Origin of the sequence: Flavobacterium sp. ZB4R12, from assembly GCF_048276375.1 — a bacterium.
GTDB classification, from domain to species: Bacteria; Bacteroidota; Bacteroidia; order Flavobacteriales; family Flavobacteriaceae; genus Flavobacterium; species Flavobacterium gawalongense.
The window spans coordinates 1-25,119 of sequence record NZ_JBLNKS010000013.1; the positions used below are offsets into that span (position 1 = coordinate 1).

The 25,119-nt window shown below is 32.4% G+C and carries 26 protein-coding genes; 14 read left to right on the forward strand and 12 right to left on the reverse strand.

The features are described from left to right. Window positions 1-128 precede the first annotated feature (128 nt). The 4 genes from ACNO7W_RS10550 to ACNO7W_RS10565 all read right to left on the reverse strand — a co-directional run bounded on the left by ACNO7W_RS10550 (window position 129) and on the right by ACNO7W_RS10565 (window position 3,649). Window positions 129-1,151, reverse strand: coding sequence for a COX15/CtaA family protein (locus ACNO7W_RS10550; protein ID WP_417938096.1), 1,023 nt, complete (start codon window positions 1,149-1,151; stop codon window positions 129-131). A gap of 186 nt (window positions 1,152-1,337) precedes the next feature. Further along, window positions 1,338-1,547, reverse strand: coding sequence for a four helix bundle protein (locus ACNO7W_RS10555; protein WP_417938097.1), 210 nt, complete (start codon window positions 1,545-1,547; stop codon window positions 1,338-1,340). Window positions 1,548-1,566: 19 nt separating this feature from the next. Beyond that, window positions 1,567-2,988, reverse strand: coding sequence for a CCA tRNA nucleotidyltransferase (locus ACNO7W_RS10560; RefSeq protein WP_417938098.1), 1,422 nt, complete (start codon window positions 2,986-2,988; stop codon window positions 1,567-1,569). Between the two features lie 100 nt (window positions 2,989-3,088). After that, on the reverse strand, window positions 3,089-3,649 hold the full coding sequence (locus tag ACNO7W_RS10565; protein ID WP_417938099.1) for an L-threonylcarbamoyladenylate synthase: 561 nt from the start codon (window positions 3,647-3,649) through the stop codon (window positions 3,089-3,091). A gap of 195 nt (window positions 3,650-3,844) precedes the next feature. Between ACNO7W_RS10565 and ACNO7W_RS10570 the strand changes: the two genes are divergently transcribed. Continuing rightward, window positions 3,845-4,120 carry a hypothetical protein gene (locus tag ACNO7W_RS10570; protein WP_417938100.1) on the forward strand — a complete coding sequence of 92 codons (276 nt, stop codon included), beginning with the start codon at window positions 3,845-3,847 and terminating at the stop codon, window positions 4,118-4,120. Window positions 4,121-4,186: 66 nt separating this feature from the next. Here the strand turns inward: ACNO7W_RS10570 and ACNO7W_RS10575 are convergent, their stop codons facing one another. From ACNO7W_RS10575 to ACNO7W_RS10585, 3 genes are read right to left on the reverse strand one after another with little or no spacing between them, the layout of a single operon-like run. Beyond that, on the reverse strand, window positions 4,187-4,789 hold the full coding sequence (locus ACNO7W_RS10575) for an acyltransferase family protein (RefSeq protein ID WP_417938101.1): 603 nt from the start codon (window positions 4,787-4,789) through the stop codon (window positions 4,187-4,189). 35 nt (window positions 4,790-4,824) lie between these two features. Then, a complete protein-coding gene (locus ACNO7W_RS10580; RefSeq protein WP_417938102.1) occupies window positions 4,825-5,820 on the reverse strand; it encodes a hypothetical protein in 996 nt (331 codons plus the stop codon). Continuing rightward, window positions 5,792-6,592 carry a glycosyltransferase family 2 protein gene (locus ACNO7W_RS10585; protein WP_417938103.1) on the reverse strand — a complete coding sequence of 267 codons (801 nt, stop codon included), beginning with the start codon at window positions 6,590-6,592 and terminating at the stop codon, window positions 5,792-5,794. The genes ACNO7W_RS10580 and ACNO7W_RS10585 overlap by 29 nt, the downstream gene beginning before the upstream one ends. Before the next feature lie 98 nt (window positions 6,593-6,690). Here ACNO7W_RS10585 and ACNO7W_RS10590 point away from each other — a divergent pair, with 98 nt between their 5' ends. Next, window positions 6,691-7,452: a lipopolysaccharide kinase InaA family protein gene (locus tag ACNO7W_RS10590; RefSeq protein ID WP_417938104.1), complete on the forward strand. Its 762-nt coding sequence runs from the start codon at window positions 6,691-6,693 to the stop codon at window positions 7,450-7,452. On the opposite strand, the gene ACNO7W_RS10595 is transcribed toward ACNO7W_RS10590, so the two are convergent. Beyond that, complete coding sequence (locus ACNO7W_RS10595) at window positions 7,453-8,226, reverse strand: glycosyltransferase family 2 protein (protein WP_417938105.1); 774 nt, start codon at window positions 8,224-8,226, stop codon at window positions 7,453-7,455. It abuts the gene before it with no gap. A gap of 71 nt (window positions 8,227-8,297) precedes the next feature. On the opposite strand from ACNO7W_RS10595, the gene ACNO7W_RS10600 reads away from it, so the two are divergent. After that, entirely contained in the window at window positions 8,298-9,110 is an 813-nt protein-coding gene (locus tag ACNO7W_RS10600) for a glycosyltransferase family 2 protein (RefSeq protein ID WP_417938106.1), read from the forward strand. Here the strand turns inward: ACNO7W_RS10600 and ACNO7W_RS10605 are convergent. Together ACNO7W_RS10605 and ACNO7W_RS10610 are read right to left on the reverse strand one after the other, a co-directional pair. After that, a complete protein-coding gene (locus tag ACNO7W_RS10605) occupies window positions 9,103-10,164 on the reverse strand; it encodes a glycosyltransferase family 9 protein (RefSeq protein ID WP_417938107.1) in 1,062 nt (353 codons plus the stop codon). The genes ACNO7W_RS10600 and ACNO7W_RS10605 overlap by 8 nt on opposite strands. Before the next feature lie 61 nt (window positions 10,165-10,225). Beyond that, a complete protein-coding gene (locus ACNO7W_RS10610) occupies window positions 10,226-11,053 on the reverse strand; it encodes a 2,3,4,5-tetrahydropyridine-2,6-dicarboxylate N-succinyltransferase (protein WP_417938108.1) in 828 nt (275 codons plus the stop codon). Between the two features lie 145 nt (window positions 11,054-11,198). Here ACNO7W_RS10610 and ACNO7W_RS10615 point away from each other — a divergent pair, with 145 nt between their 5' ends. The 5 genes from ACNO7W_RS10615 (at window position 11,199) to ACNO7W_RS10635 (ending at window position 14,625) form a co-directional block, all read left to right on the forward strand. Beyond that, window positions 11,199-11,933 (forward strand): class I SAM-dependent methyltransferase, encoded by a 735-nt coding sequence (locus tag ACNO7W_RS10615; RefSeq protein WP_143386711.1) that lies wholly within the window; start codon window positions 11,199-11,201, stop codon window positions 11,931-11,933. 111 nt (window positions 11,934-12,044) lie between these two features. After that, complete coding sequence (locus ACNO7W_RS10620) at window positions 12,045-12,278, forward strand: hypothetical protein (RefSeq protein WP_417938109.1); 234 nt, start codon at window positions 12,045-12,047, stop codon at window positions 12,276-12,278. Further along, window positions 12,268-12,549: a type II toxin-antitoxin system RelE/ParE family toxin gene (locus ACNO7W_RS10625; RefSeq protein ID WP_417938110.1), complete on the forward strand. Its 282-nt coding sequence runs from the start codon at window positions 12,268-12,270 to the stop codon at window positions 12,547-12,549. Before ACNO7W_RS10620 ends, ACNO7W_RS10625 begins: the two co-directional genes overlap by 11 nt. Window positions 12,550-12,591: 42 nt before the next feature. Continuing rightward, the gene (gene ruvX / locus ACNO7W_RS10630) at window positions 12,592-13,008 is read left to right on the forward strand and encodes a Holliday junction resolvase RuvX (protein WP_417938111.1); all 417 of its coding nucleotides are present in this window, start codon (window positions 12,592-12,594) and stop codon (window positions 13,006-13,008) included. Window positions 13,009-13,128: 120 nt separating this feature from the next. Continuing rightward, entirely contained in the window at window positions 13,129-14,625 is a 1,497-nt protein-coding gene (locus tag ACNO7W_RS10635) for a malate:quinone oxidoreductase (RefSeq protein ID WP_417938112.1), read from the forward strand. Window positions 14,626-14,692: 67 nt separating this feature from the next. Here ACNO7W_RS10635 and ACNO7W_RS10640 read toward each other — a convergent pair whose 3' ends face one another. Then, window positions 14,693-16,906, reverse strand: a complete 2,214-nt coding sequence (locus tag ACNO7W_RS10640) for an FUSC family membrane protein (protein ID WP_417938113.1) — start codon at window positions 16,904-16,906, stop codon at window positions 14,693-14,695. 196 nt (window positions 16,907-17,102) lie between these two features. Here ACNO7W_RS10640 and def point away from each other — a divergent pair, with 196 nt between their 5' ends. From def to mazG, 3 genes are all read left to right on the forward strand, one after another. Then, window positions 17,103-17,690: a peptide deformylase gene (gene def / locus ACNO7W_RS10645; RefSeq protein WP_417938114.1), complete on the forward strand. Its 588-nt coding sequence runs from the start codon at window positions 17,103-17,105 to the stop codon at window positions 17,688-17,690. A 91-nt stretch (window positions 17,691-17,781) separates the two neighbouring features. Next, complete coding sequence (locus ACNO7W_RS10650) at window positions 17,782-18,282, forward strand: DUF5606 domain-containing protein (protein ID WP_314896044.1); 501 nt, start codon at window positions 17,782-17,784, stop codon at window positions 18,280-18,282. Between the two features lie 82 nt (window positions 18,283-18,364). Further along, window positions 18,365-19,138 (forward strand): nucleoside triphosphate pyrophosphohydrolase, encoded by a 774-nt coding sequence (gene mazG / locus ACNO7W_RS10655; RefSeq protein WP_417938115.1) that lies wholly within the window; start codon window positions 18,365-18,367, stop codon window positions 19,136-19,138. A 180-nt stretch (window positions 19,139-19,318) separates the two neighbouring features. On the opposite strand, the gene ACNO7W_RS10660 is transcribed toward mazG, so the two are convergent. Beyond that, the gene (locus ACNO7W_RS10660; RefSeq protein ID WP_143386703.1) at window positions 19,319-20,011 is read right to left on the reverse strand and encodes a Crp/Fnr family transcriptional regulator; all 693 of its coding nucleotides are present in this window, start codon (window positions 20,009-20,011) and stop codon (window positions 19,319-19,321) included. Between the two features lie 109 nt (window positions 20,012-20,120). Here ACNO7W_RS10660 and ACNO7W_RS10665 point away from each other — a divergent pair, with 109 nt between their 5' ends. From ACNO7W_RS10665 to ccoN, 3 genes are all read left to right on the forward strand, one after another. After that, window positions 20,121-22,568: a heavy metal translocating P-type ATPase gene (locus ACNO7W_RS10665; protein ID WP_417938116.1), complete on the forward strand. Its 2,448-nt coding sequence runs from the start codon at window positions 20,121-20,123 to the stop codon at window positions 22,566-22,568. Between the two features lie 116 nt (window positions 22,569-22,684). Next, window positions 22,685-22,876: a cbb3-type cytochrome oxidase assembly protein CcoS gene (gene ccoS / locus ACNO7W_RS10670; protein WP_417938117.1), complete on the forward strand. Its 192-nt coding sequence runs from the start codon at window positions 22,685-22,687 to the stop codon at window positions 22,874-22,876. Between the two features lie 48 nt (window positions 22,877-22,924). Then, window positions 22,925-25,114, forward strand: a complete 2,190-nt coding sequence (ccoN, locus tag ACNO7W_RS10675) for a cytochrome-c oxidase, cbb3-type subunit I (RefSeq protein ID WP_417938118.1) — start codon at window positions 22,925-22,927, stop codon at window positions 25,112-25,114. Window positions 25,115-25,119 lie beyond the last annotated feature (5 nt).

Consider the following 25,119-nt stretch of genomic DNA (forward strand, 5'->3'; position numbering starts at 1 on the left):
AAATCAATATTTGGAACATCATAGAAATCCGAATGAAAATAATAATGATAACTTCATAATTGAAGACTAGCAAGCGTGCAGACTTTAAGTCTGACAACCAAATCTATGGACTTTCAGCCCATAGTGGTTTAGTTTGATAATCGATGTAACGTGAAAGTCATTGCGGTCAATAAGAAAAAAGCACTAACTTGATGTAAGAGTCCTAACCACAAAGGAACGCCATATAACAACGTTAAAACCCCTAGTCCAAACTGAATAAAAACTAATAACAAAAGTAAATTAATTCCTTTGGTTTGTGCTTTGTCTAAAGAAAAATTTATGCTTTTGAAGTACAATAAAACTATTAATCCAACTACAAAATAAGCCAGAGTTCTATGTATAAATTGAACCCCACTTTTTCCTTCGGTAAAACTCAAAAATAGGTTTTTTTGTTCCAGAAAAACGCTGTCATGGATAAATTGTCCATCACTCATTAAAGGCCAGTGATTGTGAATTAAACCAGCATTTAAGCCCGCAACGAAGCCACCGTATATAATTTGTAACAATAGAATAGCAAGAGCTACACGGGCAATGGTTCGTAATGATTTTTCAATGGTTGCCTTTTTAGGATATAGTAGATCCAAAGCTACCCAAAACGTGTATGCAAAGGTGATAAAAGCTGTAGTCAAGTGAAGTGCCAGTCTAAAATGACTTACATCAGGATTATCAATCAATCCGCTTTTTACCATAAACCAGCCAAAAAAACCTTGTAATCCACCTAAGAATAAAAGAATTACGCATTTTTTAATGGTGCTTTTGTCTAATTTTTTTCTGATTAGAAAGTACACAAACGGAATAATAAAAACCATTCCGATGGCGCGTCCTATAAAGCGGTGAAACCACTCCCAGAAGTAGATGAATTTATAATCAGAAAGGGTAAAATCGTTATGAATATTAATTTTTTGATATTCGGGAAATTGCTTGTATCGCTCAAAAGCTTCTTGCCATTTTGCTTCTGAAAGTGGCGGAAATGTATCTGTTACCAAATGCCAGTCGGTCATAGAAAGTCCTGAATTAGTCAATCGGGTAATTCCGCCTACGACAACCATTATAAAAATTAATACACATCCGGATAACAACCAAATAATAACTGATTTATTCTCTTTTTTCATTTTTTTTTATCTTGAGTTTCAAAGTAGCATAGCTTTAGAGTTACAAAGTTTCTTTCACTTTGCTTATAAATGAACTTAACATTCGTTCGAGTTCTCTACTATTTTTATGTAGTTTATTAAAATCAATTTCAGATATATATTAAATTGTAAGCAATTTTTATTTGTGTTTGAAATTCAAATAAAGATTCAAGAAAATCTTAAAAAACGGTGATAATCTTTATTTGTACCTCTTCCATAACCTTCAGAAATGTTACTTGGTATTGAGATAAAACATCTTCTAATTTGTGAAGCCAAACCAAACAGCTCTTCTCTTGGAAAGTTTGATGAAATAGAGTAGCAATTAGTCACTAAAGTCATTGCTTTTTGCCAAATTAGTAAATCTCTAAATGTTTTCATTTTTTACTTTGTAACTCTGCTACTTTGTAACTTCCTTCAATCCTATTTTTTTTGCTCTTTTTAACATAAACCCGTAAGCAGCCTGGTATTCGTTTGGAATTTCTCCTTCTAATATGGCTTCTTTGATGGCCTCTTTGAGTATTCCAATTTCTTTTGATGGCTTTAAATTGAAGATTTCCATAATCTCTTCTCCCGATATTGGAGGTTGAAAATTTCTAACATGGTCGCGCTCTTCGACTTCCACAATTTTCTTGCGAACAATTTCAAAATTATTGTGGTATTTTTTGAATTTATTCGGGTTCTTGGTGGTGATATCGGCTTCACACAAAGTCATTAAATTTTCGACATCTTCACCCGCATCAAAAACCAAGCGGCGTACGGCTGAATCGGTAACAGTGTCTTGTGATAAAACAATGGGACGTGAACTCATCATGACCATTTTTTGTACAAATTTCATTTTGTGATTCAAAGGCATGTGTAAACGTTCGAAGATTTTCTTTGCCATTTTTCCGCCAAGAAATTCGTGTCCATGAAATGTCCAACCTTGTTTTTTATTAAAGCGTTTCGTTGGTGCTTTTCCAATGTCGTGCAATAAAGCCGACCATCGTAACCAAACATCGTCCGTATGTGGACAAATATTATCAACTACCTCTAAGGTGTGGTAAAAATTATTTTTGTGGGTATGACCTTCTATTTCTTCAACCTGATTCAAAGCAGTTAATTCCGGAAGAATGATATCCAAAAGCCCAGTTTTGAACAGTAACAAAAATCCAACAGAAGGTTTGTCCGTCGAAAGTGTTTTATTCAATTCATCTACAATACGTTCTCCGGAAATAATTTTAATTCGGTCCGCATTTTTCTCAATTGATTTCAGTGAATTTTCTTCAATTTCAAAACCCAATTGATTAGCAAAACGAATACCTCTCAACATTCTTAAAGGATCATCAGAAAAAGTAATATCCGGATCCAAAGGTGTTTTGATTCTTTTATTTTTTAAATCTTCCAGACCATTAAAAGGATCGGATAATTCTCCAAAGTTTTTTGTATTTAATGATAAAGCCAACGCATTAATGGTGAAATCACGTCGGTTTTGGTCGTCTTCCAATGTTCCATTTTCTACAACCGGATTGCGACTTTCAAAATGATACGATTCTTTTCTAGCGCCTACAAATTCAATTTCGGTATCTTCAAAACGCAACATCGCTGTTCCATACGTTTTGAAAACCTGAACTTTTGGTTTTTTTGGAAGTAATTGGGAAACTTTCAAAGCTAATTCAATTCCGCTGCCAACGGCAACGATATCAATGTCTTTTTTGAAGTCTCTGTTCAAAATCAAATCTCTCACGAAACCACCAATTACATAACTTTCAATGTTAAGTTCTTGAGAAGCTTGGGAAATGACTTCGAAAATTTTATTGTTTAATGCTTTTGTATAATTCATTCATTTTCTGTGTTTTGTCATTTCGACGAAGGAGAAATCACATTATTTTAATCACTTGATGAGATTTCTCCTTCGTCGAAATGACAAACAATAACGTAATTTATTTCCGAATCACTTTTACCTGTGAATCATTCGTCAATTTTATAATTGTTGAAGGGTTACAGGCAATTTTTTCGCGATGCAAATTTACAACATAGTCCACGCCTTTTATAATTTCAGGACTAATTTCTTTGAAACTTTTTGGAGTAGGTTGTCCAGAAATATTTGCTGATGTTGAAACTAATGGTTTTTTCATCTTTTCCATTAACTTAAAACAAAAAGGTTCTTTTACGATACGAACTCCCAAGGAGTTGTCTGATGAAACTAAATTTGAAGCGACGTTTCTGGGTTTGTCCAGTATCAGGGTAGTTGGTTTTTCGGATAAGTCCATGATTTGCCAAGCCACTTCAGGAATATCTTTGAAAACGTTATACATCATTTTTTCACCATTCATCAAAACAATCATGCTTTGGGTTTCGGCTCTTTGCTTGAGTTTATAGATTTTGGCAACAGCCTCAGCGTTTGTGGCATCACAACCTATTCCCCAAACGGTGTCAGTAGGATATAGGATGATCCCGCCTTCTTTTATGACTTCGTAGGCATTTTGGATTTCTTGGTTCATTATAATTATTTGGTTTTATTAATATTCATTAATGGTAATTCAATTAATTTGTAGGTTATTTGGCTTAAAATAATTACGGGAAATACACTAATTGCAATAATTCCCCAGTATTTTAATTCAGATAATTTTGAAACTTCTTCATAACATATGATATAGCGAAAAATTATAAATAGAACAATTCCATGGATTAAATAAATGCTATACGTTATTTGGCCAAATTTTCTAGAAAAAGCAGTTGATAAAATGCCGAAAAATGAGTTTCCGGATGCTATGATAATAAATAGAAATGTAGAAATAATTATTGGAACAATAGCTCTTCCATTATTAAAATATAAAACAGATAAAAACAAAAGAAATACAGCTATAAAAGTGAATTTTGTTTGTTTTAATATATTGCAATTTATATTTTTTAAAAGTAATGCACTAAAAATGCCTCCTAGGAATGGGATGAATTTTTTTAAAGACGATTGATTTATGTAAAGGATGATTAAAAAGACCAGCATAAGGATATTACTACTTTATAATTAACTTTAACTTTTAAAAAATCACAAAAATTGGAAGTAAAAAATAAAACATCAATTCATAGGGTAATGACCATGCAACTCCAGAATTAATTTGGAAAGTATTTTCTAAAGAATTAACATTAACTGAACCGTCAATGCTAAAGAAAATCCACGATAATGAGTTTTTAATAACTGTAGTAAAGGATTCTCTTAATTCAAAATTAGTTTCAACGGCTACAATAATTAAGACCAAACAGACTGAAAAAAAACACATAGGAAACATTCTAAAAAAGCGAGCAATGATATATTTGTTCCAATCAAAATCAATCTTTTTTTTATCGATTAATTTAGTAATAAATAGAAACGCAGTAATAATAAAAAAGAGTGTAACACTTGTTTGACCAAATTGATTAAAGAGATTCGATTCCGGCTCTTCCCATTTATTTGTTTTTAAATAGTGCGACCAAATATAGCTGTGATGTAAAAAAACAAAGAAAGCCAAATACCCTCTTAATCCATCAATTTCGGGATATTTTACTGGGACAATAGACAATTTTATCAGTCTGTTAGCTATTGTGATTGATAAATAGAGTGTTGTAATAACTAAACTGAGGTAGAGCAAATATTGGTATTCCATTTTGAATATATTTCAAATTTAATAAGTGATTGATTTTAAGTATTTTCTTTCAATAGAACTCTCTCCACCCACCCATCTAAAGTATATTTTTCAAGTATTTCTCGTGGAATTTCTTCATATTCATTATCAAAAAAATCTATTGGTATATTAGGTTTATTTTCATCAATGATTAAAATGTTATTAGGATTGTAAAAATCGTAATTTTTTATATCAAGATTTGTTGTTATCAGTTTTTTTTGCAATCCCATACTTTCAAATACTCTGAAAGTTAATCCTAACTGACTCCTTCGGTTGATGTCAAGCATTACTCTTGAATTATTTATATATTCATTTACCTCTGATAATGGAACATGTTTAGATATATATTCTAAATTTTTGTCTTTGCCTTTGTTTTTTTTGTCATAAATAATAAACTTATAATTTATTTTTTTTGAAACCAAATCACTTGCAATTCTTGATAGTATAGGTATTCGTTGATCCATAGAAATGATGTTGAAAACCTCATATTTTATAGAATTTTGTGTGTGAATTGTTATGTTAGAGTTATAAATCCAATTGGGAGCGAATTTTAAATTATACCTTTCGCAGTCTTGCTTTTCAAAGGAATAAACTTCGTCGAAACTAGGAATTACTCGAATAATTTTTGGGCATCTATAAGTGTTGTCATTAAAAAAACCAATTGATTTTTTTGTGAATTGTTTAAATTTTAATATACTTTTTCGATCTATAAAATCACCTTTTACGGTTAAGATAATATCTTGTGTTTCGCCAATTTCGTTAAGACGTTGAATGATTTCCTTCCCGTAATACAAGGTTTTTAAATTGGTTTTAAAAAAAGCTTTTAGAATAAAATTATAAATCTTATAAAAAAAATTAGGGTATTTATAAGTAAAAGTATTAAAATTAATATGGTGTACAAGATGTCCTTTTTCTTCTAAAGAAGTTACAATGTGATTATTAAAGCCCCAATTGTCAAGACTTATTAAAGTTATTCGCATAGGTTTAGGGAAGATATTTGTTAATTCCATCATTTATAAAAAACATTTTTTTTTCAAAGGTTTCTCTTTGGATAATTTCATTATTTGTGGTGTTACTTTTGCTGGCTTCAGGATGAAAAATATGATATTCAATACCAGCGAATTTCAATCGTCTTCCTGCAATACCGCTATTATGCAATCTATATCCCAATTCATAATCATCGCAACCCCAACCAATAAATTTCTCATTGTAACCATTAATTTTTATAATATCATTCTTCCAAAACGACATATTACAACCTCTTAATTTCGAGGAAACTAGATGGTTTTGTTTTATAAAATTAGTGTAAATTGGAATTCTTATTGTTCTAAAACGTTTTTTAATTCCTTTTGAAAAAAAGTTAAAATGTATTTTTTTTATTATAAAAAGCTCTTGTAGAAAGACTTGCTTTATATTAACTCTAGAACCAAATAAGAATTGACCCTTTTGAGCGTGTGTTAGATGGTCTTTTATAAAATTTTTATTTATTATAATATCACCGTCTATTTGAATAATATAATCAGACTTAGTAGTTGCAATTGCTTTATTAAGTATTTTTGATTTTTGAAACCCATTGTCTTCTTGCCAAATATGAAATAAAGGAAAGGGGAGTTTTTTTTTAAAATCATCAATTAATTGTTTGGTGTCTTCTCTTGATCCATCATCTGCAATGATCACTTCGTTCGGGAAAACCGTCTGATTTAAAACACTTAATAATAATAATTCTAATGCTTCAGGCCAATTATAAGTAGTAGCAATAAGAGCGCAAGAAGGATATTCTTTCATAAAAAATAAATTTTGATGTAAATTTAATTGATTTATTTCAAGTCTAAAAGACATTTGGTTACTTTTGTGATTAATATAAATATTTTAGTCTTTAGCACATGTCATTAGTCATCAATAAGAAATTTAAAGCAAAGGAAATCGAATTAAGAAATTACATTGTTAATTTTAATTCTTCAGGAGTTCTTTTTGGCGATGGGAAACGAAATAAAATAAAGCTCTTTGATTTAGAAGACAAAACGATTAATATCAAATCGTTCAAAATCCCAAACATAGTGAATCAAGTTGCTTATAAATATTTCAGAAAATCTAAAGCCAGACGCTCTTACGAATATGCAAACAAATTGCTTGAAAACGGAATTGGTACTCCGCAACCCATTGCTTATGCTGAAAACTTCAAATTATCAGGATTAGAAAAGAGTTTTTATATCAGTGAACATCTCCAAGCGGAATTGACTTTTAGAGAATTAGTACAAAACCCGGATTATCCAGATCATGAGAATATCTTACGTCAGTTTACCAAGTTTACTTTTGATTTACATGAAAAAGGAATTGAGTTTCTGGATCATTCGCCAGGAAATACGTTGATAAAAAAAATAGCCGAAGGAAAATATAATTTCTACTTGGTGGATTTAAACCGAATGAATTTTCATGACGATATGGATTTTGATTCCCGTATGAAAAATTTTAACAGGCTTACGCCAAAGATAGAAATGTTGGCAGTAATGAGTGACGAATATGCTAAACTTTATAACAAGGAATATGAGGAAGTTTTTAGTAAAATTTGTTTCTATACAAACGATTTTCAGTTCAAATTTCATAGAAAAATAGAACAGAAAAAAAAACTCCTATTTTGGAGATAGCTATTGTCCTTTATTCCAAAGCTTCTTTAGTTCTTGGTGCCTGATATGAACACCATAAGCATTTAGATAACAAATAATCAGTCCCTTTTTTCCGTCAAGAAAACCCAAACGGACAAAATAATTGTATAAAAAATTATAGGAAGGATGAAGAATTTGAAGTAAAATAGATGGTTTTTGGTTTTTAATGAACTTCTCTTGAGCTTTCAACTTCCCGTAACGGGTAGTTTTTGATTTATAACATTTGTAATCTGAATAGGAATAATGAATAAGCTTATTTTTAAAAACATCTGTTTTTCCAGTCACTGTTAATTTTTCATGAACCAATCGATCAGTAGTGTATTTTGCGAAGTTTTTATCAAAAAGGCGGAATATTTTATCGGTTTGCAATCCGCTAAAGTGTAATACTCTATTCTTGAACATGAAGGTTCTATAAAAGAAGAAAGCAGCATAAGTTTTGTTAAATCTTATCGTGTTTAATATTTCATTCTTCAATTCAGGGGTAAGTCTTTCGTCAGCATCAAGAAATAAAATCCAGTCATTCTTTGCCTGTTCAATAGCAAAATTTCTTTGAGAAGAATAATTTTCAAACTTATTTTGAATGAATTTTACTTTTTCGAATGATTTGCAAATAGCTTCCGTATTATCTGAACTGAATGAATCTACAACAATAATTTCGTCAGCAAAATCCAGATTAGCTAAAAGCGCTTTCATTTGATTTTCTTCGTTTAATGTAATAATTAAAACAGATAAATTAGGAGTCGATTTTGAATCCATTAATTGATTTTATTATGTCACAATATATAATTTATTAATTACTTTTGTCAACTATAATTTCAAAAAAATATATGAAAGCATCAGTTATTATGAGTACCTATAATGCAGTCCAATGGCTTGAGAAAGTTTTATGGGGTTTTAGTGTGCAAACAACGGCTGATTTTGAGGTTATTATTGCTGATGATGGTTCTAACTCAAAGACCAAGGAAAAAATTGATGAACTCCGAAAATTAATAGCTATTCCTATTATTCATGTTTGGCATGAAGATCACGGATTTCAAAAAACTAAAATTCTGAATAAAGCCATTTTAGCTTCCAAAACCGACTATCTAATTTTTACCGATGGCGACTGTATTCCTAGAAATGATTTTGTTGTAACTCATCTAAAATATAGAGAAAAAGGTTTTTTCCTTTCGGGAGGCTATTTTAAACTTCCAATGTCAATTTCCAAGCGTATCACAAAAGAGGATATTCTAAATCAAAATTGTTTCGATTTGAAATGGCTTAAAAATAATGGTCTTAAGTCAAATCTAAAGAATATAAAATTTACGACTTCTCCTTTTTTATCAAACCTATTAAATAAGCTTACGCCAACCAAACCAACTTGGAACGGACACAATGCTTCTGGCTGGAAAACAGACTTATTAGCTGTTAATGGTTTTAATGAAGAAATGCAATATGGTGGAGAGGACAGGGAATTGGGGGAAAGATTGGTCAATATGGGACTTTCATCTAAACAGATAAGATATAGTGCCTTTTGTCTGCATTTAGATCATGAAAGAGGGTATGTTTCCGAAGAAATTTGGAAAAAAAACAATGCAATTCGAGCCTACACAAAAGCGAATAAAATAATAAAAACGAGCTCAGGAATACGTCCTAATTAGATTTTATATATTTCTTTAAAATAGGTAAAATTAAATCTGGAGTGAATTTGTCGTATAAATTTAAAGCTTCATTTTTCATTTCTTTCGCTGTTTTTTTACCGTATAATTCAGGTTTATAGTCCTTTAAATGTACAGAAACAGTTGTAGTTTCGTTTTCAAACGAATTCCATGCTTCCTTAATTATCCAAGTTGAAAAAATAGTAAAAGTAGGTTTGTCCAATGCTTTTGCCATATTTACTGCACCTCCTTCATTTCCAATTAAAGCATTGCAATGATACGTCACGGATAAAAATTCACGAATATTTCTCAGCATTAAATCAATTTTAATTTTTAGTTGAGTCTCAGGAAGACACAAGTTATAGATAGTTTGTGCTTCTTCTTTTTGCGAAGGCATATAATTAAAAAGTAAAGTAGCATTTGTTTCTGCAACTATAGCATCCAACACTTTAGCCATATACGGAAATGGATATGTTTTGTTTTTGCCGCTACCCAGCACACCAATCATGTATATTTTATTCGAAAAATCAATGTTATTCTTTTCTAAAATCTGTTTTCCATTTTCAATTTCATCAGAAGTAAGAAAAATTTTTGGTTTGATATCCAGTTGTTTCTTGTTATCATTAAAATCAGATAATAATAAAAGTCTATTTTCAAGAGCTAAACCTGCATTAGTTGAAGGTTGCGATAATTCTTTTATGGTATCGGTATAGATAAAATGACTATATTTTTTATAGATACCTATTTTCTTTTTTGAACCTGAAAACAGTGTGATTAGGTTGCTTTCTGTTTTTCCGTAGGCATCAATAACAAGGTCGTAACGTTCTTTTTTTATTTTGAGTAAAAATTTAAAAAAAGCAAATTTACTTTTTCTATAGCCGTCTTTAAAAAGAATCAGATTATCGATATTAAGATTATTTTCAACAACAGGACTGGTAAATGGATAAATCAGATAATCCACTTGTGATTCGGGATATATGATTTTCAGATTATTGCATATAATGCTGCTTGCCAAAACATCACCAATCATTTTTTGTTGTATTACTAGTATCTTCATAATATAAAAAACCTCCCGTTTGAGGGAGGAATATACAATAATTTTTTATTTAAAAAAAGCATTAAACCGCTACGTCATATTCGCGTAACGCATTATTTAATGACGTTTTTAAATCAGTTGAAGGTTTACGGGTTCCAATGATTAAAGCACAAGGAACTTGAAAATCTCCTGCTGGAAATTTTTTAGTATAACTTCCCGGAATTACTACCGAACGAGCAGGAACAAAACCTTTCATTTCAACTGGAGTATCTCCTGTAACATCAATAATTTTTGTAGAGGCTGTCAAACAAACATTGGCACCAAGAACTGCTTCTTTACCAACATGAACACCTTCAACAACAATACAACGAGAACCAACAAAAGCACCGTCTTCAATAATTACCGGAGCTGCTTGTAATGGTTCAAGAACACCACCAATTCCTACACCACCACTTAAATGTACGTTTTTACCAATTTGTGCACAACTTCCTACGGTTGCCCAAGTGTCCACCATAGTTCCTTCGTCTACATAAGCACCAATGTTTACATAACTTGGCATCAAGATAACACCGCTAGAAATGTAAGCACCGTAACGCGCCACAGCATTAGGAACTACACGAATTCCTTTTTCTGCATAACCTCTTTTCAATAACATTTTGTCATGGTATTCGAAAATTCCAGATTCCCATGTTTCCATTTTTTGAATAGGGAAGTACATCACTACCGCTTTCTTAACCCATTCGTTTACTTGCCATCCTCCCGAAGTTTCGGGATCAACCGGCTCGGCAACACGTAATTTTCCTGTGTCTAATAATTCAATAACTGCTCTGATAGCATCAGTAGTTGTCGTTTCTTGTAACAAAGCACGGTTTTCCCAAGCTTGTTCTATAATAGTCTGTAATGGATTCATTTTAATTAGATTTTTGACAAAGATATGTTTTTTACCGAAAAGCAAAAAGGCAAATTGATTTGAAAATGTTACAGATTTAACTTGCTTTATATTTAATGTTTTTTAAATGTTGTAAATTTGGCGAATAAATGAAAATCATGGGAATATGAAAGATAATTTCTCCAAACAAGCTTCGGAATATTCTAAATTCCGACCACAGTATCCAAATAAAATGATTGATTATTTGGTTTCATTTGTCAAAAATAAATCCGTTGCGCTCGATATAGCTACTGGAAATGGACAAGTAGCGCATAAACTTTCTCGCTTTTTTGAAACAGTTTATGGGATTGATATTAGCCAGAACCAACTCGAGAATGCTGTTCCAACGGAGAACATAATTTATAAAGTGGCAGCTGCTGAAAATACCTTTTTTAAAAATCATGAATTTGATTTAATCACAGTGGCACAAGCGGTTCATTGGTTTGATTTTGATTTGTTTTACAAGGAAGTATACAGAATTTTAAAACCAGAAGGAATCTTTGCTGTGCTGGGTTATGGGCTGTTTTCTACCAATGCGGATTCGGATAAAATAGTACGAAATTTTTATCATAATATAATTGGTCCGTATTGGGATGCTGAACGAAAGTATTTGGATGAAAATTATAAAACGATTCCATTTCCATTTGATGAAATTGTTACAGAATCTTTCGAAAATCATTTTACATGGACTTTTGAAGAACTCATAGGATATCTTGAAACATGGTCAGCCACGCAACATTATATTTCAAAAAATAATCAAAATCCTTTAGACTTGATTTATGATGAATTGAAGGCTTCTTGGCAAAAAAATGATATGAAAGTGACTTTTCCTTTGTTGCTAAGAATTGGAAAATTAAAATAGTTATGTTGCTGATAATTATATTTTAAGGATTGTGAAATGCTAAATTAAAAAAGCAAAGCCGTTTTTTTGAACTCTGAAATTTTGTATATTTGTGTTATCAATACAATTAACATGGAAACAATTAGATTAGAATTTCAACCAAAAATAAAAGCCAAAATTCTGGAGTTATTGAGTTCGTTTTCATCAGATGAACTGAAAATAGTTCAAGAAGATTCTGACTTTGAAGAAAATAAACGAAAATTGGATAGTGCATTGGTTAAAGTTAAAAACGGAACAGCAGAATGTTGCTCTTTAGATGAATTAGATTTATTTCTTGAAGAGGCAATTTCTAAATATGAAAATTGATATTACCAAAGACTTTAGACTTGCGTTGTTAGATCAAGTGCTTTATATTTCTAAGGATAAACCAATAGCATCTAGAAAATTTAAAAATGAATTAATTAAAAATATCAGAAAAGATTTAAAAGAACCTTTTCGTTTTAAAAAGTCTGTTTATTTTAATGATGAAAATATAAGAGATTATGTTTTCAAAGGTTATACTTCTGTTTATGAAATTGATGTAAAACAAAATACCATTTTTGTTTTTGGATTTATCAAATATAAAGATTCCATTTAGTTTTATAAATCTTCCTTTCTATTCTTTACAAAAAAAAATAAAATGCCAAGAATACTCTCCATAGATTACGGACAAAAACGAACAGGAATCGCCGTTACCGATGAAATGCAAATCATAGCTTCGGGTTTAACTACCATTCCATCAGCAACTGCAATTGCTTTTTTGAAGGATTATTTTGCCAAAGAAAAAGTAGAAGCGGTCCTTATTGGTGAACCCAAACAAATGAATGGCGAACCCTCAGAAAGCGCTTCCATCATTAAAGGATTTGTAACGCATTTTACTAATCATTTTCCGGATATGAAAGTCATTCGGGTGGATGAACGATTTACTTCAAAAATGGCTTTCCAAACCATGATTGACAGTGGCCTGAATAAGAAACAACGTCAAAATAAAGCACTTATAGACGAGATTTCGGCAACGATAATGCTTCAGGATTATTTGACCCGAAAAATATTTTAAAATTCTTATTTAGAATGCTGTCTAATGGCTTAAACGTTTTCGTAAAATGTAACTTTTCAGCCGAAATTTATGCTTTTTTTTGCAATTTTATAAAGTATCTTTGCACTTTAAAATTTTGTTATGCCTGACACAACCATTCGTTCACAAAGTGAAGTAGTTCTTATAGGAGCTGGAATAATGAGCGCCACTCTTGGCTTAATCCTAAAAGAATTACAACCCGATATAAAAATTGAAATTTACGAGAGATTAGATATTGCCGCTGCCGAAAGTTCTGATGCATGGAATAATGCAGGAACGGGACATTCTGCTTTTTGCGAACTTAATTATACTCCAGAAAGTGCTGATGGTACTATTGATCCCAAAAAAGCAATTAGTATAGCAGAATCTTTCGAAGTTTCTCGCCAGTTTTGGGCTTATTTAGTCCAAGAACAAAAAGTTTCATCCCCTGAAAATTTTATAAAAAGTATTCCACACATGAGTTTTGTTTGGGGTGATAAAAATGTAGAATACCTTAAAAAAAGATTTGAAGCATTACATGCTAATCCACTTTTTAAGGATATGCTTTTTAGTACCGATTTTTCTCAGTTAAAGAAATGGATGCCTTTAGTTATGGAAGGCAGAAATGAATCTGAAAAAGTTGCGGCAACTTCTATGGCAATTGGAACGGATGTGAATTTTGGAGAATTAACCAGAAGCATGTTCAATTATTTAACTCAATTGGATGGTGTTACGATTCATTTTCATCACGAAGTTAAAAAAATGAGACAACGTGAGGATAAATCCTGGAGAATAAAAATTACTGATTTGGCTTCGGGCCAAAAGAGAAAAGCATATACCAAGTTTGTTTTTATTGGTGCTGGAGGTGGCTCCTTACCATTATTAGAAAAAGCAAACGTTCCTGAAGGGAAAGGTTATGGCGGTTTCCCTGTGAGCGGACAATGGTTAAAATGTACGAATCCTGAAGTGATTGCAAAACATCAGGCAAAAGTATATGGTAAAGCCAGTGTAGGCGCACCACCAATGTCAGTTCCACATATTGATTCCCGAATGATAAATGGAGAAAAAGCATTGCTTTTTGGACCTTTCGCAGGGTTTTCAACACGCTTTTTAAAAAATGGATCGTATTCGGATTTGCCATTATCTATAAAAACCGATAATATCATTCCAATGATTGCTGCCGGGGTTAAAAATATTCCACTTACAAAATATTTGATTGAGCAAGTGCGTCAATCACCAAAAGATAGAATTAACGCGTTAAGAGAATATGTTCCTGGTGCAAGATCTAAAGACTGGAAATTAGAAAGAGCAGGACAACGGGTACAAGTTATAAAGAAAGATGAAAAAGAAGGTGGAATACTAGAATTTGGTACTGAAGTAATCACAACTGCTGACGGTTCATTATCTGTTTTACTTGGAGCTTCTCCAGGCGCTTCGACTGCAGTTTCGATTATGATAGATTTAATAGGAAGATGTTTCAAAGAAGAAATTGGAACACCACAATGGCAGGAAAAATTAAAAATGATGATTCCGTCGTATGGTCAGGCTTTGAATACGAATCCAGCTTTATTAGAGGAAATTAGAAAAGATACTGCTGAAATTCTAAAACTGAATAATTAGACATTTTAAAATAATATAAAAAGCGCTGGTTTTTAGATATTCAATCTAATTCCGGCGCTTTTTGATTTTAGGAATCCATTAATTCTTTTGTCGTTTTTACAATGTTTTTGGATAAATTGGTCAACCAGATTAGCTGTTCTATAACCAATTGGGCTTCCTGCATTTTCAATTGAAATGCTTCCTCATCAATAGGAATACCTTCTTTTAATTCTTTTTCTCTAATGTTTTTTAACTCCGTAAAACGCATTGCTAAATCTTCTTTTGGCAGATTTTCTTTTATATCTAAATCATTTTCTTTCAAAAGCGCAATAGCGTTATCCAGATTTTTAATTACAGTATCGACCACAACATTAAATGCCTCTGAAGCCGATGTTGTTTTGTGCGATTGAATGTAAGTTCCCAATGATGCTGAAGCCGAAAGCAGGGAGTGATTGAGTATGGCCAGTTTATATACTTGTGGCAGTTGTTTTTGTTTTGATTTGGGTTCTTGAACCATTCTTTGAAAAGAAGCCATTAAATTGCCTATTTCGATAAAAGCATTCTTTCTGGCTAATCGGTAGGAAGTGGAAATAGTTCCTTTTTTGTTATAAAAAATAGAGATTTCCTTCAGGTAATTTTCATTTGCTTTAATAGATTTTTCCAAATAGATGGGGATATTTAAAAACTCCCATGAAGGCCATAAAAAGTGATTGGCAAGAAATGCTAAAGCCGCTCCAACAATAGTATCAAGAATTCTATATTGAATAACATCGGTAATATTAGGAGTTAATATTCCATAAATAAAAACAATATACATGGTCACAAATGTTGCGCTGACTTTATAATTTGTTTGCGTAAAGGAGAATCCCAAAAGCATACAAAGAATCGAAAAAATACTGATTGCAATGCTATTGTGTACCAATGAAAGAACTCCAAATGCAATTAATCCACCTAAAATAGTTCCAAAAATCCGATGAAAAGAACGTTGTTTTGTTAGGCCATACCCAGGTCGCATGATTACGATGATAGTCAACAAAATCCAATAAACATTGTGAAAAGGCAGTACATTACCAATGATAAAACCAATCAGAATGGTTATGGTTAGTCGTGAGGAATGTCTGAAAATAGTAGAAGAAAAACTGAGATTTTCAATCAGAGTACTCAAAGGATAATATTGTGGCGTTAGAAATTTCTCTAAGTCTTTATCTTTGCCTTTAAAATCCAGTGAATTGATAGCTAAGGTAAATGCGCGTTCTACAATTTTTATTTTTTCGACTTGTTTTTCGGCATATTGAAGCATGGTCGTCAGCATGAAAACACCTTCAGAAGCGGCAACTTTTCCTAAGTCATTTTCGTATTCTGTAATTGCAATTTGTAAGGCATTCAAATCCCCAAGTAAATTATGTTTAGAAACATATTTGGTTCGGTTTTGTACACTTTTGTGTACTTGTTTTAAACTTGCTGCAAGATTGTAAGCCAAGCTTTGATAGGTTAGTAACACCTTTGGATGATCGTCAAATTTTTGATGTAGTTTATCATGATCGAAAGACGTGGATAATGCAAGTTCCAGTATTTCGATTAATGAAATGAAAACAATAAGCATTTTTCGGTTTTGATTAGAAGAACCGGAATTAGTATGACTGCTAATAAGTACTTCTCTTATATTTTGGCGAATGGTATTCAGTTCTACCTGAAGATGTAATTGTTTTTCAATAATTGCTTTTTTATCAGCATTAATGGTCCATAAATCACCTCTTAGTTTTAAATATTTTGCCGTAAGTCTGATACATTCTGCAATTTGTAATTCGACATAGCGATGGGGTCTGATGTAATGAAAAGTAAGCGAAATGGTGAGGTAGAATAAACCTCCGGCAAGAATTAAGCCCGAATGTTGTACCATTGCCCAGCCTGTATTTATATTTGCAAATGCCAATGATACTGCAAGTAAAGCGGAGAAAGAAACCATAGTAGCTCGTTGCCCATAGACAGAAATCATTGATAAAAGGAAAATTAACACAGCTAGAAAAGGATAGAAAATCCAAGAATAGGGATACACAATATTCACTAACAAATTAACACCCGCAACTAGTAAAGCAGTAACCAGAACACCATTGATTTTATGCTTTAGACTGCTTGGAATGTCGCTCGGATACGTGAAAAATGCCCCAAGTGCTATTGTAAAACCCATTTCAAAATTACCAAAAAAAGAAAAAAGTAAAACGGGGATAACCGCTGCTATTGTTACTTTTAAAGCATTGGTGAAATAAGTGCTGTCGGTAAATTTTCGGATTTTGTAAATCATAGAATTGGATTACACACAAAGGTAAGAATTGTACGAATTATTCAAAGGATAAACAGAGGTCTTTTAAACTAAACTGTAAATATTAGCTAATTATCAATGGAGGATTATTCATTGTCTATTTTTTTACTATTTTTGCAAACTGAATTAAACTCGATTATATTTAGATTTTCAGTAGATAATACTTAATACAACAATAATGATTTTACCAATTATAGGATATGGTGATCCTGTTTTAAGAAAAGTAGGGGAAGTTCTTTCACCGGAACATCCAAACTTGAAAGAAACAATTACCAATATGTACGAAACGATGTATAATGCCTATGGTGTGGGACTTGCTGCACCGCAAGTAGGATTGGCAGTTCGCTTATTTGTAATCGATACGACTCCTTTTAGTGATGATGAAGATTTAGAAGATGCTAAACAAAAAGAATTGAAAGGATTCAAAAAAACTTTTATCAATGCAAAAATGATAAAAGAAGAAGGTCCAGAATGGAGTTTCAACGAAGGATGTTTAAGTATTCCTGATGTTCGTGAAGATGTATATCGAAATCCAACCATAACTATTGAGTATTGCGAAGAGGATTTTGTAATGAAAACTGAAGTTTTCGGCGGATTAATCGCCAGAGTAATCCAACATGAATACGATCATATTGAAGGGATTTTGTTTACAGATAAAATTTCGTCCTTAAAAAAACGGTTAATTCAAAAGAAATTAAAAAACATTCTGGAAGGAAAAACTTTTCAAGAGTACCGAATGAAATTTTTTGGCAAAAAAGGAAGATAAATTCCTATTTATAGCCTTATCTTGGTATGGTTTTTGGTTTTAAATGAAAAAATAAATAAGTCAAATTCTTAATAAATAATTACAAAAAAACATGAATTTAGAAAAAATATTAGCCATTTCCGGGAAACCTGGTTTATATGTTTTGAGAGTACAAACACGTACTGGGTTTGTTGCGGAATCATTATTAGACGGAAAAAAAATCACAGTAAATTTAAAAAGCAATGTGAGTTTATTATCTGAGATTTCTATTTATACGTATGAAGGCGAAAAACCATTAGCTGAAATCATGCAAAAAATTGCTGATAAAGAAAACAAAGGTCAAGCAATCTCCCATAAAGAAGACAATGCTACCTTAGCAGCTTATTTCAAAGAAATTTTACCTGATTATGATGAAGAAAGAGTTTATCCATCAGATATTAAGAAAGTTTTAAACTGGTATAATATGCTTCAGGCAAAAGGGTTAGTTACTGATGAAGAATTGGCTACAACAGAAGAAACACCAGTTGCTGAAGAACTTGTTGCTGTTGCTGATGAAACTCCAATAGCAGAAGTGAAAACTCCAGCAAAAAAAGCAAAAGCTAAAAAAGAGTAATTTCTATTTTAAAATATTATTTAATCCTGTTCAGCTATTTTTCTGGACAGGATTTTTTTATTTTTACCAAAAACCATTTCTTATGAATTCAAGACAAGACCAACTGCAAGCTTTCGAAAGACTATTAGATATTATGGACGATTTGCGGGAAAAATGTCCTTGGGACAAAAAGCAAACCATGCAAACTTTGCGTCATCTTACCATAGAAGAGACATACGAATTAGGCGATGCTATTTTAGATAATGATTTAAATGAAGTCAAAAAAGAATTAGGGGATTTGTTATTGCATATTGTTTTTTATGCCAAAATAGGAAGCGAAACGAACGATTTTGACATGGCAGATGTATGTAATGAAATTTGTGAGAAGTTAATTCATCGTCATCCACATATTTATAGTGACGTAGTGGTTAAAGATGAAGAAGAAGTAAAGCAAAACTGGGAAAAACTGAAGCTCAAGGAAGGAAAAAGATCAGTTCTTGAAGGGGTTCCCAAAAGTTTACCTGCATTAGTAAAGGCGAGCCGAATTCAGGATAAAGTAAAAGGAGTAGGATTTGATTGGGAAGAATCGCATCAGGTTTGGGATAAAGTACAGGAAGAATTAGAAGAGTTACAAGTTGAGGTTGAAGCCGGTGATCAGGATAAAATTGAAGCCGAATTTGGAGATGTTTTATTTTCGATGATCAATTATGCTCGATTTTTAAATGTAAATCCCGAAGATGCTTTGGAACGAACCAATAAAAAATTCATTAAACGCTTTCAATATTTAGAAAGTAAAGCGGGAGAATTAGGAAAACCATTGATGGATATGACTTTGGCAGAAATGGATGTTTTTTGGGAAGAAGCGAAGCGTCTTTAAGTAGTGTTCAGTGATCAGTATTTAGTGATCAGTAATAAACGTTAATAGAGATACTTATGGGTATTAAACCTTGTAGGTGTTTTTTAAATGTTATCACGAAAACTTTTGGACAATTGCTGTCGGGATTGAAGTTTTGCATATGAGCGTAGAGATTAGACTGAACACTAAATACTGAACACTTTATTTTGGGTCATAATCCGCCATTTTTTTCAGTTTGTTGATTTCTTTCAAAACTATCTTTTTACCGGTCAATTCAATGAGTCCTAATTTATTAAAATCAGATAGTAAACGGATACAGCTTTCTGTGGCTGTGCCAATCATACTAGCTAATTCGTCTCTTGAAAGTTGGACTTTTAAGGAGTTATCTTCATTTTTTCCAAAAGTATCGTGTAAATAAAGAAGTGTTTCTGCTAATCTTTCTTTTACTGTTTTTTGGGCTAAATTAACCATGTTATCATCAGCTTCTTTTAGATCACCACAAATAGTTTTCATCACATTCATCGAAAATTGATTGTTCTTATCAAAGAAACTCATTACTTCCGACTTTGGAATAAAACAAACCTCCATGTCTTCAAGAGCAACAGCACTTAGATTTACAGGTTCGTCACTAATCATGGAACGTTGACCTAATAATTCTCCTTTAGTTACTAATTTCACAATATGGTCCTTACCATTCGGACTCAGTTTTGTGAGCTTACAAATACCATCCTTAACGCAATAGATACCATTGACGTTTTCCCCCTCTTCAAAAATCACTTCACCTTTTTTAATAGTGTAAGATGTTTTGCAGTCAGAAAGTTGTAGTAATTCGTCTTTAGTAAGTGCTTTTAAAGAGCTAAATTCTCTAACGATACATTGTTCGCATTTGCTCATATTGGAAGGTATTTTAAATCTATTACAAATTTAGACATTTATATGACATATATCATATTTTTAACTCATTCAATTTGTCACCTTTGTTTCAGGTAAAATGAGCAAATTTATGGACACACAAAACTGTTTCCATTGTGGATTAGATATTATAAAAGAAGATGAAATTATTTTTGATGCCAAAAATTTTTGTTGCAACGGTTGCAAAACCGTGTACGAGATTTTTAGCCTCAATGATTTGACATGCTATTATGATTTTGAAAAATCCCCTGGAACAACCCCGCAAGAAATTAATGGTAAATATGATTTTTTAGATAATGAGAGTATTGTATCCAAACTTTTGGAATTTGAAGAAAATTCAACTGCTATTATTTCACTTAGTATTCCTCATATACATTGTAGCTCGTGTATTTGGATTTTGGAAAATCTACAGCGTCTTCAAAAAGGAATAAGCACTTCTCAGGTTAATTTCCCTGAAAAGAGAGTCCGAATCACTTTTAATCCGGAAGTGGTTTCCATCAAAAACATTGTTTATTTGTTGAGTTCTATTGGTTATGAGCCCTACATCAGTTTAGAAAACTATGAAATGGGGAGTAATAATGTTGATAGAAGTTTAACCTATAAATTAGGTGTTGCCTTCTTTTGTTTTGGAAATATCATGCTGCTTTCGTTTCCTGAATATTTTGAAGTAAAAGAATATTGGTTAGACCAATACCGTGGTTTTTTCAGATGGCTGATTTTTACTTTAGCGTTACCCAGTTTCTTTTATTCGGCTAGTGGTTATTATGTTTCAGCCTATAAAAGTATCAAGTCTAAAATGCTCAATATCGATATTCCGATTGCTTTAGGAATTATTGTAATGTTTATTCGAAGTACGTTTGATATTGTGATGGACTACGGGTCTGGTTTCTTCGACAGCTTAACAGGATTGATATTCTTTATGCTTTTGGGCAAAATGTTCCAAATCAAAACCTATAGTTTTTTGAGTTTCGAAAGGGATTTTAAATCGTATTTTCCAATAGCAATTACCAAAATTAATACGGATGCTTCGGAAGAAAGTGTGGCTATTTACGAAGTTCAGAAAGGCGACCGATTACTCATTAGAAACCAGGAACTCATTCCAGTTGATGGGATTTTAATTTCCGAAAAAGCGGAGATTGATTACAGTTTTGTCACTGGGGAAGCTATTCCCATTACCAAACAATCGGGGGATAAAGTATTTGCCGGTGGAAAACAAATTGGTAAAGTAATAGAAATGGAAGTCTTACATTCCGTTTCACAAAGTTATTTGACGCAATTATGGAGTAATGATGTGTTCCAAAAAAATGTAGAACAAAAACACAAAACCATAACCGATCGAATTAGTCGCTATTTCACGCCAATTTTATTGTTAATTGCCTTTTCAGGATTTGTATATTGGATTTTTATCGACGCTAATATTGCGTTCAATGTATTTACGGCTGTACTAATTGTTGCTTGTCCCTGTGCATTGGCATTGACGGCGCCATTCACTTTTGGGAATGTATTGCGAATTTTAGGGAAACAGAAATTCTATCTAAAAAACGCTTTGGTTATAGAGCAATTAGCCAAAGTAGATACCATAGTTTTTGACAAAACAGGTACTATTACCGCCAATAAGAAATCGAATATATCTTATGAATCCTCCCCCAACCCCTCCGAAGGAGGGGAGCAAAAAACAGTAGAGACAGATACAAATTTAATATTGATAAAAAACGCACTTCGTGGATCAAACCATCCATTGAGTAGAATGCTGTATGACTTTTTACCTGAAATGAAAAGATTAAAAATAGATGATTTTGAAGAGATTACAGGGAAAGGAATTAAAGTAAAAATAGAAGGGAATATAATTCAAATTGGTTCGGCAGAATTTTGCGTACCTCCTTTATCCGTATCGTCTCCCTCCCCTTCGGGGAGTCCCGAAGCATCGGGAGGGGAGGGGAATACCTCTGTCCATATAAAAATTAACGGTGTTTATTATGGAAAATTTATTTTCAACAATCAATATAGAGATGGGTTAGAGGAGCTTTTCAAGAATTTAAGCAGCAAGTATCAAATTAAGGTTTTGTCAGGCGATAATGAAGGAGAAAGGTCAACATTAGAAAAACTTTTGCCGAAAGGCACGGAATTAATTTTCAATCAAAAACCGGAAGAGAAACTGGAATTCATTAAGAAATTACAGGAAGAAGGCAAAAATGTAATGATGGTAGGTGATGGATTGAATGATGCAGGAGCTTTGGCACAAAGTAACGTTGGGATTTCAATTTCAGAAAACGTGAATGTTTTTTCACCGGCTTGTGATGCTATTCTAGATGCTAGTGAGTTTGAAAAATTGAGCTATTTCTTAAAGCTTTCTAAAAATGCAATAACCACTATAAAAATGAGTTTTACGCTTTCTCTTTTATACAATGTCGTAGGATTATCATTTGCCATTACAGGTAATTTATTGCCTTTGGTTGCGGCTATTATTATGCCATTAAGTACAATTACCATCGTTAGTTTTGTGACTGTGATGAGTAGTTATTATGCAAATAAAAAATAGAATTATGTAAGTTTTTTATTTTTTATTTCACATAAGTTTAACATGTATCAAAAGTATGACAAATGTCATATTTTACCACAAAACGTAAAAGTAACTTTGTTAACACAAATTAAGGTATGAGTGTCATTTATTTATTAATCTCCATCAGTATAGTAGTTGCTATTGGTTTTTTTATTGCTTTTATACGAGCTGTAAAAACAGGCCAGTATGACGACGATTATACACCATCGGTCAGAATGCTTTTTGACGATGAACTAATTCAGTCTAAAGTTGAAAAGCCTAAAGTCAAAAGTCCAACGACTTTATAATTTTCAACAATAATCTTTAAATTTTTCAATCATTTAATATTTTAATTTATGGAAATGCAGCAGTTTTATTATGACAACAAAATTGTAAAAAAATTCATTTACGCGACCATCGTTTTTGGAGTGGTAGGAATGTTAGTGGGTCTTACATTGGCCTTCATGTTTCTTTTTCCAAATATAACTGATGGAATTTCGTGGTTGAGTTACGGTCGATTAAGACCTTTACACACGAATGCCGTTATTTTTGCCTTCGTTGGAAATGCAATGTTTGCAGGGATTTATTACTCGTTGCAGCGATTGTTAAAAGCTAGGATGTTCAGTGATTTTTTGAGTAATCTTAATTTTTGGGGTTGGCAATTAATCATTGTTGCTGCAGCTATATCATTGCCATTGGGTTATAGTTCTTCAAAAGAATATGCCGAATTAGAATGGCCAATAGATATTGCGATTGCATTGATTTGGGTTGTTTTTGGTGTCAATATGATTGGAACCATTTTAAAACGAAGAGAGCGCCATTTATATGTTGCGATTTGGTTTTACTTGGCAACATTCGTAACAGTTGCGGTTTTACATATTTTCAATAGTTTATCATTGCCGGTTTCTGGTATGAAAAGTTATTCTGTTTATGCAGGAGTTCAAGACGCTTTAGTACAATGGTGGTATGGTCATAATGCGGTTGCGTTTTTCTTGACAACACCTTTCTTAGGATTAATGTATTACTTTGTTCCAAAAGCGGCGAATCGTCCGGTATATTCTTATAGATTATCAATTGTTCACTTTTGGTCGTTGATTTTTATTTATATCTGGGCTGGACCGCACCATTTATTATATTCAGCATTGCCTAACTGGGCACAAAATTTAGGAGTTGCTTTTTCTATTATGTTGATTGCGCCATCTTGGGGTGGTATGATAAACGGACTTTTAACGTTGAGAGGAGTTTGGGATAAAGTACGTGTAGAGCCAGTTTTGAAATTCTTTGTTGTGGCGATTACAGGTTACGGAATGGCTACTTTTGAAGGCCCGATGTTATCGCTGAAAAATGTGAATGCTATAGCGCATTATACGGACTGGATTATTGCCCACGTTCACGTAGGTGCATTAGCCTGGAATGGATTTATGGCTTTTGGTATGATATATTGGTTGGTTCCTAGAATGACCAAAAGTAGTTTGTACTCCCTTAAGTTAGCTAATTTTCACTTTTGGATTGGTACTTTAGGGATTATATTATATACGATTCCAATGTATGTTGCAGGTTTTTTGCAAGCATCTATGTGGAAACAATTCAATCCAGACGGAACTTTAACCTATGGTAACTTCCTTGAAACAGTAACTCAAATCATGCCAATGTATTGGATGAGAGCAATAGGAGGTTCTTTGTATTTAATTGGAATGCTTGTTTTGGTTTATAATGTTATTCAAACAGTAAAAGCAGGAGCTTCAATCGAAGATGAATTAGCCGAAGCGCCGGAATTATTGAAAATCAGCTCTGGAAGAGTTCAAGGAGAGAAATTTCACCCTTGGTTAGAAAGAAAACCGATTCAGTTAACCATTTTAGCAACAGTCGCTATTTTAATTGGTGGGGTTATCCAAATTGTACCAACGATTATGGTAAAATCGAATATTCCAACAATTGCAAGCGTGAAACCCTATTCTCCATTAGAATTAGAAGGTCGCGATTTATACATTCGTGAAGGTTGTGTGGGTTGTCACTCGCAGTCTGTTCGTCCTTTCCGTAGTGAAGTAGAACGTTATGGACCACAATCTAAAGCAGGGGAATTCGTGTATGATCATCCATTCCTTTGGGGTTCAAAACGTACGGGCCCGGATTTATTAAGAGTTGGAGCAAAATACAATGACAATTGGCATTTTAACCACTTTTGGAATCCTCAAAGTATATCAGCAGGTTCAATTATGCCAGGTTACAAATGGTTGTTTGCCAATAAACCAATGGATATTTCTTTAACTCAAAAGAAAATGCAAGCTATGGTTACACTTGGTGTACCTTATACAGAAGCTCAGGTTGCAAGTGGTTTAGATGATTTAAGAAAACAAGCTATTGAAATTGAAGAAAGCTTGAAAAACGATCCTGACTTTGTAAAAAGCTATGATGAAAGCAAGAAAAAAGCGGAAGCAAGAGGAGAAAAATTTGTTCCAATGAACGAAAGAGAAATTGTAGCGATGATTGCTTATATGCAAAGACTTGGAACCGATATTAAAGTAAAAGATACTGCTAAAAAATAAAAGTC